18 protein-coding genes and 1 pseudogene are annotated in these 15562 nt (G+C 71.6%); 12 read left to right on the top strand and 7 right to left on the bottom strand.

Translation table 11 applies throughout. The features are described from left to right. Positions 1 to 27: 27 nt before the first annotated feature. Positions 28 to 762: an aminoglycoside phosphotransferase family protein gene (locus AB0I28_RS29615; protein WP_357498823.1), complete on the bottom strand. Its 735-nt coding sequence runs from the start codon at positions 760 to 762 to the stop codon at positions 28 to 30. Between the two features lie 13 nt (positions 763 to 775). On the opposite strand from AB0I28_RS29615, the gene AB0I28_RS29610 reads away from it, so the two are divergent. The 4 genes and pseudogenes from AB0I28_RS29610 to AB0I28_RS29595 all read left to right on the top strand — a co-directional run bounded on the left by AB0I28_RS29610 (position 776) and on the right by AB0I28_RS29595 (position 3949). Then, positions 776 to 1306, top strand: coding sequence for a hypothetical protein (locus tag AB0I28_RS29610; protein WP_357498821.1), 531 nt, complete (start codon positions 776 to 778; stop codon positions 1304 to 1306). Positions 1307 to 1462: 156 nt separating this feature from the next. After that, entirely contained in the window at positions 1463 to 2305 is an 843-nt protein-coding gene (locus tag AB0I28_RS29605) for a hypothetical protein (RefSeq protein WP_357498819.1), read from the top strand. Between the two features lie 80 nt (positions 2306 to 2385). Beyond that, positions 2386 to 2685 (top strand): annotated as a pseudogene (locus tag AB0I28_RS29600) (LuxR C-terminal-related transcriptional regulator); the annotation flags it as partial. 196 nt (positions 2686 to 2881) lie between these two features. Continuing rightward, entirely contained in the window at positions 2882 to 3949 is a 1068-nt protein-coding gene (locus tag AB0I28_RS29595) for a hypothetical protein (protein ID WP_357498817.1), read from the top strand. Positions 3950 to 4002: 53 nt separating this feature from the next. Here the strand turns inward: AB0I28_RS29595 and AB0I28_RS29590 are convergent, their stop codons facing one another. Then, a complete protein-coding gene (locus tag AB0I28_RS29590; protein WP_357498816.1) occupies positions 4003 to 4383 on the bottom strand; it encodes a DUF3037 domain-containing protein in 381 nt (126 codons plus the stop codon). After that, complete coding sequence (locus AB0I28_RS29585) at positions 4380 to 5138, bottom strand: HipA family kinase (protein ID WP_357498814.1); 759 nt, start codon at positions 5136 to 5138, stop codon at positions 4380 to 4382. Before AB0I28_RS29585 ends, AB0I28_RS29590 begins: the two co-directional genes overlap by 4 nt. Before the next feature lie 233 nt (positions 5139 to 5371). Here AB0I28_RS29585 and AB0I28_RS29580 point away from each other — a divergent pair, with 233 nt between their 5' ends. Together AB0I28_RS29580 and AB0I28_RS29575 are read left to right on the top strand one after the other, a co-directional pair. Beyond that, positions 5372 to 6739, top strand: coding sequence for a hypothetical protein (locus AB0I28_RS29580; RefSeq protein WP_357498813.1), 1368 nt, complete (start codon positions 5372 to 5374; stop codon positions 6737 to 6739). 212 nt (positions 6740 to 6951) lie between these two features. After that, a complete protein-coding gene (locus tag AB0I28_RS29575; RefSeq protein WP_357498811.1) occupies positions 6952 to 7170 on the top strand; it encodes a hypothetical protein in 219 nt (72 codons plus the stop codon). Positions 7171 to 7358: 188 nt separating this feature from the next. Here AB0I28_RS29575 and AB0I28_RS29570 read toward each other — a convergent pair whose 3' ends face one another. After that, positions 7359 to 8744 carry a glycine--tRNA ligase gene (locus tag AB0I28_RS29570; RefSeq protein ID WP_357498809.1) on the bottom strand — a complete coding sequence of 462 codons (1386 nt, stop codon included), beginning with the start codon at positions 8742 to 8744 and terminating at the stop codon, positions 7359 to 7361. A 159-nt stretch (positions 8745 to 8903) separates the two neighbouring features. Beyond that, the gene (locus AB0I28_RS29565) at positions 8904 to 9890 is read right to left on the bottom strand and encodes a helix-turn-helix domain-containing protein (protein ID WP_357498807.1); all 987 of its coding nucleotides are present in this window, start codon (positions 9888 to 9890) and stop codon (positions 8904 to 8906) included. A gap of 81 nt (positions 9891 to 9971) precedes the next feature. Here AB0I28_RS29565 and AB0I28_RS29560 point away from each other — a divergent pair, with 81 nt between their 5' ends. From AB0I28_RS29560 to AB0I28_RS29545, 4 genes are all read left to right on the top strand, one after another. Continuing rightward, positions 9972 to 10565, top strand: coding sequence for an MBL fold metallo-hydrolase (locus AB0I28_RS29560; protein ID WP_357498806.1), 594 nt, complete (start codon positions 9972 to 9974; stop codon positions 10563 to 10565). A 215-nt stretch (positions 10566 to 10780) separates the two neighbouring features. Further along, positions 10781 to 11173 carry a GntR family transcriptional regulator gene (locus AB0I28_RS29555; protein ID WP_357498804.1) on the top strand — a complete coding sequence of 131 codons (393 nt, stop codon included), beginning with the start codon at positions 10781 to 10783 and terminating at the stop codon, positions 11171 to 11173. Beyond that, on the top strand, positions 11170 to 12060 hold the full coding sequence (locus AB0I28_RS29550) for an ABC transporter ATP-binding protein (protein WP_357498802.1): 891 nt from the start codon (positions 11170 to 11172) through the stop codon (positions 12058 to 12060). Before AB0I28_RS29555 ends, AB0I28_RS29550 begins: the two co-directional genes overlap by 4 nt. Continuing rightward, entirely contained in the window at positions 12057 to 13082 is a 1026-nt protein-coding gene (locus AB0I28_RS29545; protein ID WP_357498800.1) for an ABC transporter permease subunit, read from the top strand. The genes AB0I28_RS29550 and AB0I28_RS29545 overlap by 4 nt, the downstream gene beginning before the upstream one ends. 33 nt (positions 13083 to 13115) lie before the next feature. Here the strand turns inward: AB0I28_RS29545 and AB0I28_RS29540 are convergent, their stop codons facing one another. Both AB0I28_RS29540 and AB0I28_RS29535 read right to left on the bottom strand, forming a co-directional pair. Next, entirely contained in the window at positions 13116 to 13595 is a 480-nt protein-coding gene (locus AB0I28_RS29540; protein ID WP_357498798.1) for a hypothetical protein, read from the bottom strand. Positions 13596 to 13743: 148 nt separating this feature from the next. Then, the gene (locus tag AB0I28_RS29535; protein WP_357499204.1) at positions 13744 to 14079 is read right to left on the bottom strand and encodes an antibiotic biosynthesis monooxygenase; all 336 of its coding nucleotides are present in this window, start codon (positions 14077 to 14079) and stop codon (positions 13744 to 13746) included. Positions 14080 to 14154: 75 nt separating this feature from the next. Here AB0I28_RS29535 and AB0I28_RS29530 point away from each other — a divergent pair, with 75 nt between their 5' ends. Together AB0I28_RS29530 and AB0I28_RS29525 are read left to right on the top strand one after the other, a co-directional pair. Further along, positions 14155 to 14451, top strand: coding sequence for a DUF6703 family protein (locus AB0I28_RS29530; RefSeq protein WP_357498796.1), 297 nt, complete (start codon positions 14155 to 14157; stop codon positions 14449 to 14451). A gap of 27 nt (positions 14452 to 14478) precedes the next feature. Then, positions 14479 to 15285 (top strand): class I SAM-dependent methyltransferase, encoded by an 807-nt coding sequence (locus tag AB0I28_RS29525; RefSeq protein WP_357498794.1) that lies wholly within the window; start codon positions 14479 to 14481, stop codon positions 15283 to 15285. The last annotated feature ends 277 nt before the right edge of the window (positions 15286 to 15562 follow it).

The raw sequence follows: 15562 nt of genomic DNA, 5'->3' as shown, positions 1-15562 counted from the left end.
TCATGGCGGGTGTCCTTCCGGAAGGTTCTAGCCGCGGGCCAGGTAGTCGGCGGTGATCTCGTCGAGCCGGCGCAGGGCGCGTTCGACACGGTCGGGGCGGCCGGCGAAGAAGGGGTCGCCGGGGACCGGGAGCGAGGAGGCGAGTCCCCGGCCGCGGGCGCGCGTCCAGGTGTCGTCGTCGACGCCGAGTTCGGCGCGGAAGATCTCGCGGGTGGCGTCGTCGAAGAAGGTCCAGGCGGCGAGGAGGTTCCCGATGCCGAGGTCGCCGTGCACCCACACCGGCTGCCCGTGCCAGGCGGGCGCGGCCAGCGACGCCTCCCATACCTCGGTGAGCAGGGCGGTGTCGACCATCCCGGCCAGCGCCGCGATCTTCGGGCGCACGCGGGCCTCGACGGCGATGGAGTCGGCGGGGTCGCCGAGCGCCACACCGCGAAACGCGCTGCTCCACTGCGGGCCGGGGCCGCCGGTGGTGTCGACGGCCTGGAGGGCGGTGATGAACTCGGCGAGGTCGCGGGCGGCCTGCGCGGGGTCGGCGAGCGCTTCGAGGACGGCGTTGCCGCCGTCGAGCCAGCGGTAGATCGACCACGGGTAGGGGTAGCCCTCGCCGGGGTCGCCCTTGGCCAGCGGGGTCGAGACGGCCAGCGGCAGGAAGGGCGCGGGGCGGGGCAGCCAGTGGTGCTCTCGCTCGACCTGTCCGGCCCAGCGTTCGTAGCGCGGCATGCGGACGGACTGCGGGAACTGGGCCGCCAGGAGCCGCCGCACGAGCGCTTCGTCGATGTGTGCTGGCGGCGCTGCTCGCGGCGTTCCGCGCGGCGGCACCGACGGGCCGGGGGTGGCGCTGCTGGCCGGTGAGGCGGGGATCGGGAAGTCGCGGATCCTCGCCGAGTTCGCCGCGGCGCTGCCGGCGCCCGGTCTGGAGCTGGCCAGGTGGTTTCCCCGCCTCGGGCCCGTCGCCGGGGAGCATGGCGGCAAGCACCCGCTGTTCGTCGAGGCGCCGGCGCAGACCGGTGACCGCACGCCGGAAGGGCTGCGCGAACTCCTGCTGTACGGCCCCAGGGCGCTGCCCGACAGCGGCCGGCAGGTGCTGCGCGCGGCGGCCGTGGCCGGTGGGCGGGTCGGGCACCGGCTGTTGGAGACGGTCTCGGGCCTCTCCGGCGCGGAGCTCGACGAGGTGCTGCGCGGGCTCATCGACGCCGGCCTGCCGGTGCAGGCCGACGACGGCTTCGACTTCCGGCAGGCGCTGATCCGGGAGGCGGTGTATCAGGATCTGCTTCCCGGAGAACGGATCCGGCTGCACACCGCCTAACCCGAAGCGCTGCGCGAGGCCGACGCGCCCGACGAACTGGCCGCGCACGCCTACGCAGCCGGTGACCATCCGGCGGCGCTGGCCGCCGCGTGGCGCGCGGCGGTCGCGGCCTGCGAGTCCTATGCCTACGGCGAGGAGGCGCGGCAGCTCGACCGGGTGCTGGAGCTGTGGGAGCGCGTGCCCGGCGCGGGCGGGCTGCTCGGCATCGACCGGATCGACACCCTGGATCTACGCCGCCGAATGCTGCATGCTCGGCGGCGACTACCGGCGCGGGGTCGAGTACGCCACCGCCGGGCTGGCCGCCGTGACGAGGACGCCGACCCCGAACGGGCGGCGGTGCTGCTGGAGCATCGCGGCCGACTGCGCAACCGGACGCACGGCGGCGCGATGGACGACTTCGCGCGCGCCCTGGCGCTGCTGCCCGAGGGGGCCGCGGTGTCGCGGGGACGGTTGCTCGGGCTGATGGCGATGGGCTCGCTGCCCGCCGACACCCAGGAGGCTCGGCGGCTGGGCGCCGAGGCCCTGCGGATCGGCCGCGAGACCGGTGAGATGACCGTGCTGGTGCGCGGGCTGCTGGTGACCGGGCTGCTGACCGCGCGGGCCGACATGCTGTCGGAGGCCCGCACGCTGACCGAGGCCCACGGCGACCACGACCTCATGCTCACCGCCGCCATGTACGCGTCCATGCACCACGGCGAGTCCGGCGAGCCCGGCCGCGCCGCCGAGGCCGCCCTGGAAGGGCTGCGCCTGGCGCTGATGCGCGGCGACGAGACCGCCGCGCGGGAGGCCGCCGGGGCCGCCGACGCCATCGCCGCCGCGCTCGACGAACCCGGGGTGCGGCTGTTCCCCCGCTATCGGCTCAGGCTGCTGCTGGCCCCCGCCCCGGGCGCGTCCTCGCCGAGACGCCGGCCGATCCCCTGCTGCGCAAGACCTTCGGCGGCGATGTGCGGTCGGTGCCGGCCGCCGCCGCGCTGCGGTGCCCCGAGTCGGCCGGGCTGATCGCCTCGGCCGCCGCCGGCCTGACCCCGTCGGGGCCGCTGGGCACCGCCTGGCAGTCGACGATCGACGCACTGACCACCATGGACGGCAAGGACGGCGGGGAGCGCGCCGCCGAGGCCTGGCGGGAAGTCGGGCAGCCCTTCGAGCTGGCCCTGTGCCTGCACCACGGCGCCCAGGCCGCGTCGGCGAAGGGTCGGGCGGCGCTCGCCTCCGCGCGCCGGAGAGAGGCCACCGAGATCGCCGCCGGGCTGGGGACGCGGCTGCCGGATACGTCGGGCGATGTGAACGCGTCGGACGACTCCGGGCTCACGCCCCGCGAGCGCGAGGTGCTGGAGCCGATGGCGACCGGGCTGAGCAACCGGCGGATCGCCGGCGCGCTGTTCATCTCGCCGAGCGCCGCCTGCTCGCCGGGGATTCGGGGCACTGAGCAAAGGGCGCGGCTTTTCTTTTCCGCGCATTTGATCGGCCGAAGAATTGTCGGCTTCGATCAATGCCGCAGCGAGCTACCGTTGCCTTTCCGGCAGCTTTCCCGCAGTGGACATTCGCCGCCCTTTTCCCCAGAGAGGGAGGATCACCGTGCCCGAACCACCCGACCCCCGGCGCTTTCCCCGAGTCGGGGATCCCGTCGTGCCGGTGCCCCGCCGACGGACTCCGGACGAGCCGCCCGGCCTGCGGGATGCCGTGGAGGCGCACGTCCTCGGAGAGCACGCGCGCGGTCTGGCGGCGCGCAAGAAGCTCGTGCTGCTGCTGGTGATGGCCGCGACCGCCGCGCTGGCGATGGTCGCCGCCGCCGTTCTGAGCGTCGCGACCGGCCTGTGGACGGCGAAGCCGACGATCGAGGCGCAGCAGGACGCCAATCGCGAGATCGACGCCGAGAAGGCGCCTTTCACCGCGTCGATCGAGTACGACGAGAACACGCAGGGCGCCTGGATATTCGTCCTCGGCAGGACCTTCACCGAGAAGGAACAAGACGCGCTCAACGCCATCGCGTTCGAGGATTCGAGCGGGCTCCTCTACGGCGAGCGCCTGCTGCGTTTCCTCCAGCCGCTCGGCGGCCGGTTCCTCGCCCGCTCGTCCTATATGGACAAGGGCTGGCCGACGTGGCGCATGGGCGCCGGCTACGACGCGACGGTCTTCCGGATGAACCTGTACAGCGAGCGCGCCGGCCAGTTGTCGATCACCGGCATGGAGGCCGTCGACCTCGACTGCGAGCCGTCGAGGGCCGAGACGATCGTGGACTTCGCGCCGCAGGGGGCGGCGCCCTACGAGGGCGTCCTGTTCGACCTGAGCGCGGGCGGCAGCGGCCCCTACATCACCGATCCCGAGCCGTTGGAGAACCAGGGGCTGCCCTACTTCGACGTCCGGCGGATCGACCTGGGCGCCGGTGCCTCGCCCGGCGGGCTGCGCGTCGAGGCGCTCGTCGACGGCGAGTCGTGCCGCTGGGGAATCCTCGCCCACTTCGTCGACGCCTCGAACAAGCGCGGCGAGGTCGCGCTGCTCGACGAGGGCGAGCCCTTCTTCGCCGAAGCCGCGCCGACCGACCCGGTGCAGCACTGGATCGCCGACGTCGGACGCGCCGTCGAGGGCAAGCCGCCGCTGGCACCGTGCCACGAGGACCCGGGGGCGTCGGGGATGTGTCCCTGACCGGGAGAGACGACCGTCTCCGCCCCGGGATCCGGCGGCATGGTGCGCCCTGCCTACCGAACCAGCGTCTCCACCAGCCGCTCCAGCTCCGCCGCCGGGTCGGCCGTCATCCCCGTGTGCACCGGCCCCGGCTGGATGATCGTGCTGCGCGGCGCCGTCAGCCAGCGGAAACGCTCCCCCAGGCGCGTCTCCCGCGCCGCCGGCCCGCCATCGGCCTCTCCGCCGCACACGCGCCGCCAGGCCGTCAGGCCTTCGCCGACGGCATCGAGGTCGGCGTCGGCGTGCAGCGCGCGGACGCGCTCGGCGTCGAGGTGGGTCCGGGCGCCGAGGAAGTCGTACATCTGGCAGTAGAGGACCACGCCGACGTTGACGAACTCCTCGCGCTCGACGCGCGGGACGAGCCGGATCGTCGCGTAGGTGAAGGGCTTCTTCACGAGGTCACCACCGTCGGGAGCCAGGTTGCGTGGGCGGCGGCGCGGGCGAGCAGGTGCTCGCGGTAGGCGGCGCGGACGGCGGCGGGGCCGTCGTGGTCGGGCGAGTCGAGCCACGCGTCGGGGACCAGCGCGAGGACTTCGTCGAGGGTCGCGGGGGTGATCTTCGGGGCGAGTTCGGCGTCCGCGCCGGGGAGGTCGGCGGCGAAGGCGGACAGGACGTGGTCGTCGGCCTTGAAGGGCCGGGCGACGGCGGCGTGCGCGCGGGGCCAGTTGTGGTGGAAGTAGAGGCTCGCGCCGTGGTCGATGAGCCAGGGCCGCCGGTGCCACATGAGCATGTTCGGGTTGCGCCAGGAGCGGTCGACGTTCTCGGTGAAGGCGTCGAGCCACAAGATCCGTGAGGCCAGGCCCGGCTCGACGGTGTGGACGGCCGGGTCGAAGCCCAGCGAGCCGGGGAGGAAGTCCATGCCGAGGTTGTCGCCGACGCTGGCCAGCAGCAACTCCTGCACCTCCGGGTCGGGCTCCCCGCGCGCGATGAGCTCGTCGAGGCTCACGACGGACAGGTCCGGCACGGGCAGGCCGAGGCGGCGGGCGAGTTCACCGACGATCACCTCGGCGACCAGGGCCTTCGGCCCCTGCCCGGCGCCGCGCCACTTGACGACGTAGGTGCCGAGGTCGTCGGTCTCGACGAGGCCGGGGAGCGATCCGCCCTCCTTGAGGGGCGTCACGTACCGGATCGCGGTGACGGTTGGGAGCATGGGGTCAGCCTACGAAACCCGTGGCCCGGTCGGCTTCGTACCCGGCTCACGGCCTGGTGCGGCATGGTCGCCACCGGTGGCAGCCGGGCTCCGCCGCCGACCGAGCACTCGCGAGGCCGGGTCGTGCGAGCACCGCCGACGGCCGTGCCCCGCGAAACCCCGCGTCCGCGACCCGACACTCCCAATCCGCGTCGAGCGCGCTCTCGATCACCGTGACGGTCCAAGATGGACCGATGGGCAAACCACGACGCGAGCACGCGGTCGTCATCGGCGCCGGCGTCGCCGGCCTGGCCACCGCCGCGGCGCTCGCCGGCCGCTACGCACAGGTCACCGTCCTCGACCGCGACACCCTCGGCGACTCCCCGGTCCCCCGGCGCGGGGTGCCGCAGAGCGAGCACGGCCACATCCTCCTCGCCGCCGGCGAGAGGGCCCTGGGCGAACTGTTCGACGACCTCGTCGGCGAGCTCGTCGAGGCCGGCGCGGTGCCCTTCGATCCCAGCTCCCAGATGGCCTTCCACCGCTGGGGCGCGCTGTGGCCCGACATCCCCGGCGACCTCCACCTGGTCAGCTTCAGCCGTCCGCTGCTGGAGTGGGCGGCGCGGCGGCGGATCCGGGCGCTGCCCAACGCGACAGTCCGCGACGGCACGGCCGTCTCCGACCTCACCGGCGCCGAGGGCACGGTCACCGGGGTCGTCCTCGGCGACGGCACCGAGCTGGCCTGCGACCTCGTCGTCGACTGCACCGGCCGGGGCAGCCGCTCCGACCGCTGGCTGTCGAGCCTGGGCGTGCCCGCCCCGCGCGCGACCGAGGTGCGGATCAACGTCGGCTACGCCACGAGGCTCTTTCGGCGCCTGCCCGGCGACATCGACGAGACGGTCTGCCACTTCGCGCTGCCCTCGCCGCCCGACGAGCGGCGCACGGGCCTGGCCCTGCCGATCGAGGGCGACCGCTGGCTGATCACCATGGGCGGCTGGCACGGCGACTTCCCCGACACCGACGAGAAGTCCTTCCTCGCGCACGCCGAGAGCCTGCCCCTGCCCTCCATCGCACGCCTGATCGCCGAGCGCGAGCCTCTCAGCGACCTCGTCGTGTGCGGCTTCCCGTCGAGCCGGCGGCGCCACTTCGAGGAACTCAACCGGCTCCCCTCGGGCTACCTGGCGCTCGGCGACGCCGTGTGCAGCTTCAACCCGATCTACGGGCAGGGCATGACCTGCGCGGCGCTGGAGGCCCTCGCCCTCGGCCGCCTCCTCGACCGCCGCGAAGCCGTCGACGGCGACTTCGCCGCGGAGTTCTACCGCGAGGCCGCGCGGATCATCGCCACGCCGTGGCAGTTCGCCGTCGGCGGCGACTTCGCCTACCCGCAGACCCGCGGCGAGCGGCCGCGCGGGATCGGGCTGGTCAACTGGTTCGGGCGGCAGGTGCAGCTCGGTGCCATGGTCGACCCGGACATCCGGCGGCTCTACATGTCGGTGCAGCAGCTCCTGGTGCCCCCGACGGTGCTGCGCAGGCCCGGCACGGTCCTGGCGATCCTGCGCGCGGCCAGGCGCGCACGCCGTGCCCTGCCCGTCGAAACGCGCGTCGAAACTCCCACAAAAGGGTGAGTCGGACAGATGAGAAAAGTCGGCGGGAAACCGCCATTCCTCAACGCGCTTCGGGGCCCGCACATGCACTCCACTGTGCACATAAGGCTTACCTAAGGCACTGATTCGGGAGTCGAAACCGACCGGGAAGTCATACCGTCAAATGAGATTTCCGCGGTCGACCGCAACTCTCGGGGGCGGTTGCGCGTTTCTCTAGACGGAAGGAGCAGTCAATGTCGAATTCAACGGGCGGCCCGACGGCCACCGCAGTTCTGGAACATCCCACTGAGCTCTCCGTGGTCGAAACACCGATCTCCGTGCCCGACTCCCCGGCCGGCCTGTGGGTGTCCACCAGCCGACCGGTCAGCGCCACGGGCGCCTCCACCTGGGAGCACGTGTCAGCCGACACCGCCTCCTGGGTCGCGCCGCCGGTGACGATCTGCTCCACCTGAGCGAGCCGAACAGCACACTCGAAACAACGGGGGCACGCACGCGAAACAAGCCGCCGATTTCCGTCACCCGATGTGAACGAGAAATCGCGAGCCGTGCGGAGCCGAAGAAAACGAGCGGCCACTTTAGACGAACGGCAAGGCGACGGCCCCGACCAAATGGTCGGGGCCGCCTTCATGACTTCAGTCGATCAGCAACCGGGAAGGCGCTCGATCAGGTAAGTCTCGACGCTGTCGAGCGAGACCCGCTCCTGCTTCATCGAGTCGCGGTCGCGAACCGTCACGGCGTTGTCCTCCAGCGTGTCGAAGTCGACCGTCACGCACAGCGGCGTACCGATCTCGTCCTGGCGGCGGTAGCGACGGCCGATCGCGCCGGCGTCGTCGAAGTCGACGATCCAGCGCTTGCGGAGGTCGGCGGCCAGGCCCTTGGCCTTCGGCGACAGCTCCGGGTTGCGCGACAGCGGCAGCACCGCGACCTTGACCGGCGCCAGGCGCGGGTCGAAGCGCATGACCGTCCGCTTGTCCATGCCGCCCTTGGCGTTGGGCGCCTCGTCGACGTCGTAGGCCTCCAGCAGGAAGGCCAGCACCGAACGCGTCAGACCCGCCGCGGGCTCGATCACGTACGGCGTCCAGCGCTCGCCCTTGGCCTGGTCGAAGTAGGTCAGGTCGGCGCCGGAGTGCTTCGAGTGGGTGGACAGGTCGAAGTCGGTGCGGTTGGCGATGCCCTCCAGCTCACCGAACTCCGAGCCGCCGAACTGGAAGCGGTACTCGATGTCGATGGTGCGCTTGGAGTAGTGCGAGAGCTTGTCGGCGGGGTGCTCGTAGCGGCGCAGGTTCGACTCGGACAGGCCGAGGTCGATGTACCAGTTCCAGCGCTCGTTGATCCAGTACTCGAACCACTCGTCGTCGGTGCCCGGTTCGACGAAGAACTCCATCTCCATCTGCTCGAACTCACGGGTGCGGAAGATGAAGTTTCCGGGCGTGATCTCGTTGCGGAAGCTCTTGCCGACCTGCGCGATGCCGAAGGGCGGCTTCTTGCGCGCGGCGGTCTCGACGTTCTTGTAGTTGATGAAGATGCCCTGCGCGGTCTCGGGCCGCAGGTACTGCATGCCCTCCTCGCTCTCGACCGGGCCGAGGAAGGTCTTCATCATCCCGTTGAACATCTTGGGCTCGGTGAACGCGCCGCGCGTGCCGCAGTTGGGGCAGGCGAGCGAGGCGAGGCCGCCCTCGGGCGCCTTGCCGTCGTGCTTCTCGGCGTAGGCCTCTTCGAGGTGGTCGGCACGGAAGCGCTTGTGGCACGACTGGCACTCGGTCAGCGGATCGGTGAACTCCTTGAGGTGGCCGGAGGCCTCCCACACCTGGCGGGCGAGGACCACGGCGGAGTCGAGGCCCACGACGTCGTCGCGCTGCTGGACCATGTTGCGCCACCACTGACGGCGGACGTTCTCCTTCAGCTCGACCCCGAGCGGACCGTAGTCCCACGCCGATCGTGTACCGCCGTAGATCTCGCTCGACGGGAAGACGAAACCGCGGCGTTTGGCGAGACTGACGAGAGCCTCGATACGGTCTTGGGACATGGGGATTAACTCCATCCGGCTGGGGGTCGGCGGGTCGCCACCGGGGATAACGTCCCTGGCGGCCGGTAGGTTACGTGGCTCAGCGTACTTCCGCGCCCGAAACGGTCGCGAGGGGATATCGCGCGGCCGACGGCCCGGCGTGGCGTACGGCGACGCCGGTCACAGGCGTTCGGCGGCCCCCGACTCCGCCGCCCTTCCCCGCACCCCGAAGGCCCTCCGGTACTCCCTCGGCGGCACTCCCCGCCGCCGCACGAACTGCTCGCGGAGCACGGCGGCGTTGCGGTAGCCGACCCGGCGGGCGATCTCCTCGACGGGCAGCGCGGTCGACTCCAGCAGCTCCTCGGCGGCGTTGAGCCGCTGCGCGAGCAGCCACGCGTGCGGGCTGGTGCCGGTGGCCGCGGTGAAGCGGCGGCTGAAGGTGCGCCTGCTCATCAGGGCCTTGCGGGCCAGGACGTCGACGGTCAGCGGCCGGTCGAGGCCGGCGCGCATCCAGTCGCACAGCTCGGCGAAACGGTCGCCGTCGCCCTCTTCGGGGACGGGGGCGGCGAGGAACTGCGCCTGTCCCCCGTCGCGGTGCGCGGGCAGGACGAGGTCGCGGGCGACGGCGTTGGCCACCGCGGTGCCGTACTCGCGGCGGAGCAGGTGCAGGCAGAGGTCGAAACCGGCCGCCGCGCCGGCGCCGGTGACCACCGCGCCCTCGTCGACGTAGAGGGCCTCGGCGTCGACGGACACGTCCGGGTGGCGCTCGGCGAGCAGGGCGGCGAAGCGCCAGTGCGTGGTGGCGCGCAGGCCGTCGAGGAGCCCGGCGGCGGCCAGCGCGAAGGCACCGACGCAGTGCGCGGCGACGACCGCGCCCCGGCGGTGGGCGGCGCGCAAGGCGTCGAGAACGGCGGCGGGCGGAGGCTCGCGGAAGTCGCTCCAGGGCAGGGCGAGGACCAGGTCGGCCTCGGCGAGGCGGTCGAGGCCGTGCTCGATCGTCAGCGGCGCGCCGAGGTCGGTGCGAACCGGCCCGGGCCGCTCGGCGCAGAACGCGAGGTCGAAGGCGGGCAGTCCGGCACGCTCACCGAAGACCTCGGTGACCACGCCGAGGGCGAGCAGGCCGACGCCGGGAGGGGCGTAGGCGGCGACGCGGGGGAAGTCGGGCATGGCGCGAGCATGGCATGAAACCTGCGATCATGGGCAGTCGTGCCACTGTTGGCCCGCCTCGTTCTTGGGCAGGCTGTGGTCATGACCGACGCACCCTTGGCCGCAGGCGCCGCCTACACCATCCTGAGCACCGGATACACCCTCTCGACCGGGCCGGGAGTGGCCGCGACCGTCTCCCTGATCACGGAGGGGGACCTGCGCATCGTCTTCGATCCGGGCATGGTCGCCTCGCGGTCGAAGATCCTCGACCCGCTCGCCGCGCTCGGCCTGTCCCCCGACGACATCACCGACGTCGTGCTGAGCCACCACCACCCCGACAACACCGTCAACGCGGGGATGTTCGCCAAGGCCCGGGTGCACGACCACAAGGCGATCTACCGGGCCGACGGCTGGGAGGACCGCGAGGCCGAGGGTTATGAGTTCACGCCGTCGCTGCGGCTGCTGGCGACCCCGGGGCACAGCCCGGAGGACATCACGCTGCTGGCCGGGACGGCCGAGGGCGTCGTCGCCTTCGCCGGGGACCTGTGGTGGCGGCCGAACGGGCCCGCCGACGACCCGGTGGCGCCCGACCGCGAGCTCCTGCGGGCCAGTCGGCGGCGGGTCCTGGGCCTCGCCGACGTGATCGTGCCCGGCCACGGACCGGCTTTCCCGGCCGACGACTCGGCTCCGCTCTAGGGCGTGTCCGGGTGATCACTGCGGGGCTGCGGCGGACTCGCACCCACAAGACCACCAGGACACGCCCTAGGAGATTCACCAGCGACAACAGTGCGAAGGCCCGGCCCGGCGGCCGGGCCTTCGCCGTGTCCGCGGCGGGGAGGGGAGCCCTCCCCTTGACACCGAACAGCGCTAGATACCTATAGTGCTAGTTAACTAGTTAAATGGAGGACTGAGTGATCGAGTTCCACCTCAACGGCCGCTCCGGCCTCTCGCCCTACCAGCAGCTCGTCCAGCAGGTACGGCACGCGCTGCGCCTGGGGCTGCTGGACGAGGGCGACCGCCTCCCCACCGTCAAGGAGGTGTCGAAACAGCTGGCGATCAACCCCAACACCGTGCTGAAGGCCTACCGCGAGCTGGAGTACGACGGGCTCGTGGCGGCGAGGCAGGGCGTCGGGACCTTCGTGACCGCGACGCTGACCGACGGCAGCCTGGCCGCTCACGCACCCCTCCGCAAGGACCTCCGGCGCTGGCTCGCCAAGGCGCGCCTGGCCGGACTCGACGAAGAGAGCATCGAGGCCCTGTTCATGAACACCTTTCGAAACAATGCAGGAGAGGACGTAGCGTGACCGCCGTCTTGAGAGCCCGCGCGCTCGGCAAGCAGTACCGCCGGCGCTGGGCGCTGCAGAACTGCAACCTCAACATCCCCGCCGGCCGCGTCGTCGGCCTCGTCGGCCCCAACGGCGCCGGCAAGTCCACCCTGCTCAACCTCGCCTCGGGCATGCTCACCCCCACCGCCGGCACGATCGAGGTGTGCGGCGGCAGGCCCGCCGCCGACGCCGGGCAGCTGACCAAGGTCGGCTTCGTCGCGCAGGACGCGCCGGTCTACACCGGACTGAGCGTCGCCGACCACCTCGCGTTCGGCAGGCGCCTCAACCCCGCGTGGAACGACGACATCGCCCGCGACCGGATCACGGCGCTCGGCCTCGACCCCAAGCAGAAGGCCGGGAAGCTCTCCGGCGGCCAGCGCGCCCAGCTCGCGCTGACCCTCGGCATCGCCAAGCAGCCCGAACTGCTCATCCTCGACGAGCCGGTCGCCGCGCTCGACCCGCTCGCCCGCCGCGAGTTCATGCAGAACCTCATGGAGTCGGTCGCCGAGCAGGAGATGAGCGTCATCCTCTCCTCGCACCTGGTCTCCGACGTCGAGCGGACCTGCGACTACCTGGTCGTGCTGGTCGACTCCCGGGTGCAGGTCGCCGGGAACATGGACGACCTGCTGGCCACCCACTACCGCCTCATCGGACCGCGCCGCGACCTCGACACGCTCCCCGCCGAGCTGCACGTGATCTCCGCCAGCCACACCGACAAGCAGTCGACGCTGCTCGTGCGCACCGAGGCGCCCGTCCACGATCCCTCGTGGACGGTCAGCTCCCTCACCCTCGAAGACCTGGTCCTGGCCTACATGCACGAGTCGGCCAACACCGCCGTGCGCCCGAAACTGGAGGTACTGCGATGATCCGCCTGACCTGGCGACAGTTCCAGGCCTCCGCCGTCGGCCTGTTCGGCGCCCTCGCCGTCCTGGTGGCGCTGCTCGGCGCCACCGGAGCGGGACTGGCCGACGAGTACGACACCGGGCTCACCGCCTGCACCACGGCCGGCGGCGACTGCCAGGTCTTCATCGAGAACTTCGCCGACGACCACTCCGCGACGTTCCTCGGCGTCATGGCCGCCATGCTGCTGCTCCCGGCCCTGATCGGCCTCTTCTGGGGCGCGCCGCTCATCGCCCGCGAACTGGAGTCCGGGACGCTTCGCCTGGTGTGGAACCAGAGCATCACCCGCGGTCGCTGGTTCGCGGTGAAGCTCACCCTGACCGGACTGGCGACCGTCGTGGCCGCCGGAGCGCTCGCCTGGGTCGTCAACTGGTGGTCGACGCCCGTCGACAAGTCCATGGCCAAGGACTTCGCGCGCATGGACCCGCTGATGTTCGGCACCCGGGGCATCGTGGTCGTCGGCTACGCGGCCTTCGCCTTCGCCCTCGGCGTCGTGGTCGGGATGCTCGCCCGCAAGACGCTGGCTGCCATGGCGATCACCCTCGCCGTCTTCGTCGGCCTCCAGATCGCGATGCCGATCCTCGTGCGGCCCCACCTCGCACCGGCGATCAGCACGACTGTCGCGGTCACCGAGGACAACGCCGCCGACACGCAGCTGAGCAACGGCACCACACTGCTGATATCGGCCAGGCCCGCCGACAAGGGCGCCTGGATCCTCGCCGACTACACCGTCGACCCGTCCGGAAAGCGCGTCGAGTCCATCACCCTCCCGGCCTCGGCGACACAGCCCGGCGGAGCCTGCGCGCCCGGGAAGGGCCGCGGCTCGTGCCTGGAGCTGGTCGCCGACATGGGCTACCGGCAGGTCCTGGAGTACCAGCCCTCCGGGCGCTACTGGGGCTTCCAGTGGGGCGAGACGGGGATCTACCTCGGCCTGGCCCTCGGACTCGCCGGGTTCTGCTCCTGGTGGGTCAGGCGCCGGCTGTCCTGACACGGATTGGGCGCGGCCGCGTGCGGCCGCGCCCTAGTACGCCACCCAGCCGCACACCGACATGCCCGCCTGGTCGTCCTCCGACTCGGCGGGCTCGCTCTTCATGTGCAGATCGACCGAGCGCTTCTGCTCGGCACCGCCGGTGAGCACCACCGGCACGAACTGGTTGCCGTCCTCGTCGTAACTCAGCCGGTCCAGGCCGTACTTCGTGCCCGGCGGGAACAGCAGCACCCACTCCGACTGGAAGACCTGCGGGCTCACCGCGTCCCTTGCCTCCGGGCACATCGACTGGTAGGCGCCGTCGAAGTCGCCGGCCTCGATCTCGCCGAGGAACGCCGTCGCCGCGACCTGCGCCTTGTCGTTCATGTCCCGCTCGAACCAGCTCAGCAGCCCGCCGAGCCCGAACAGCGCGCCGATCCCGCACAGGGCCAGCACGACGACACCGACGACGATGGTCACCGCCAAGCGCGTGTTGTTGCGATCCTTCGGCGGAGCCAGGAACGGCGCCCGCACGCCGGGTCCACGCGGCGGCGAAGGCGACGCGGGCGGACCCGACACCGGAGGCGGCCCCGCCATCGGGGAACCGCCCACGGGCGAACCCATCGAGGTGCCGGCCGGCGGGTACTGAGGCGGCGGGGGCGGGGAGCCCATCGTCGACATCTCAGGCTCCTCGCGGGCCGTCGGGCGCGAGATCCCCGCCGTGCTCGGCGACCTCGCCGGGCCGGGCGTCCAGCAGCACCTCGAAGGCCGAGGCCTCCGGCAGCGCCGCCGCCAGCAGCGGGGTGCCGTACATCTTCACGTCGAAGTTCGACAAGGCGCGGCGATACGTGCCCACCGACTCCCACTCGGTCGTCAAGACCCAGCGGTCACGCTCGTCCATGGCACGGCCCAGCCGCCCCCGCACGAAACCCGGGCAGGCGCCCAATGCCGCGAGCGCGGCCTTGCCCCGGTCGACGAATCCCTCTTCGTCTCCGTCCGGTACTTCGAACCGGTTCACAACGAGCACGCCGCTGCCTCCTGGGGTCTGACTTCCGCAAGCTAGTCTGACGCTACCGGTAGAGGAGGAAGAACCGTGGTCGACCACAGTCAGACGAACGGACAGGCGAACGGCGGCGAGGCCCCCGTCCGCTGGCTCCTGTGGCTCGAACGGCTCCCGAAGGTGGCGATCTTCCTCGCGGTCCTCGTCGTGGCCCTCGGCCTGCTCTTCACGCCCGGCATCCCCGGCGCGGTCCTGGTACTGGCGCTGGCCGCGGGAACCGCGTTCATGGTCTACGCCACATGGTCGAAAGCCGGAACCGTCACCCGCCTGGTGCGGATCCTCGTCGTGCTGGCACTCGCCGGACTGGGTGTGGCGAAGTTCTTCATCTGAGGCCCCCGCACAGGCCACGATGGAGGAATGAGCAGGTACGACGAGTACGCCGAGTCATACGACAGCTATAAGGAATCGGCGACGCTGGTCATCCCCGAAAGAGCCCTGTTCGAACGGCTCACCGGAGACGTCGAAGGACGCACGGCGGTGGATCTGGCCTGCGGAACCGGGTACTACACGCGCAACCTGCGCCGCCGAGGCGCCGTCGACGTCCTCGGCGTCGACCTCTCCCGCCGGATGATCGAGATCGCCACCGCACGCGAAGCCGCCGAAAACCTCGGCATCGACTACCGCGTCGGCGACGGCACCGCACTACCCCACACCAAGGCCGCCGACCTCGTCACCGCCGTCTACCTATTCCCCTACGCCACCACCACCGGCGACCTCGCCGGCATGTTCACCTCCGCCAGAGCCTGCCTCCACAAAGGCGGACGCCTGGTCGCCCTCACCGTCGACAGCGACTTCGAACCCCGCCCCGACCTCGCCGAATACGGCTGGACCGACGCCCGCTTCGAAGACGCCGACGGACACCGCAAGATCACCATCCGCTTCCTCGGCGACCCACCCGCCGACCTCGTCAACCACCAATGGCCCCGCGGGGCCTACCAGCGAGCAGCGAGAGAAGCCGGATTCGCAAACCTGGCGTGGCATCCCCTGGAGATACCCCCAGGCGCGGTAGCGGGATACGGCGAGGCGTACTGGCGGGAACTGCTGGAAAACCCGTTCATCACCGGGTTGACAGCAGAGGCTGTGTTAGCTGGGCTGGGTTTGCTGGGCTGGGTTTGCTGGGCTGGGTTTGCTGGTCGGAGGCTAACGAAATCTCCTGCCAGGTAGGGGATCGGGCTGCGGCACCTCCTCCGGTGCCGGGTCCCCGACGTCGGGTTACGCCTGAACTGGCGGGTGCCCGGCGCCCGGCACGAGGCCGGCGGACAGCGATCTGCGGGCCTGCGGGCCTGCGGGCCTGCGGCCGAGGCGAAGCCGGCCGCTCAAGGGCAGGGAAGTACGGCCCGTAGCCGAGGCGAGAGAACCGGGTCCAGGGACGGAGTTCCTGGTGGGGGTCTGGGGGCGAAGCCTCCCAGCAGGGTCTGGGACGGAGTCCCAGCGGGGTCCG

Source organism: Phytomonospora sp. NPDC050363 (assembly GCF_040655735.1).
GTDB lineage: Bacteria > Actinomycetota > Actinomycetes > Mycobacteriales > Micromonosporaceae > Phytomonospora.
This window is presented reverse-complemented; position numbering and strand designations above follow the sequence as displayed.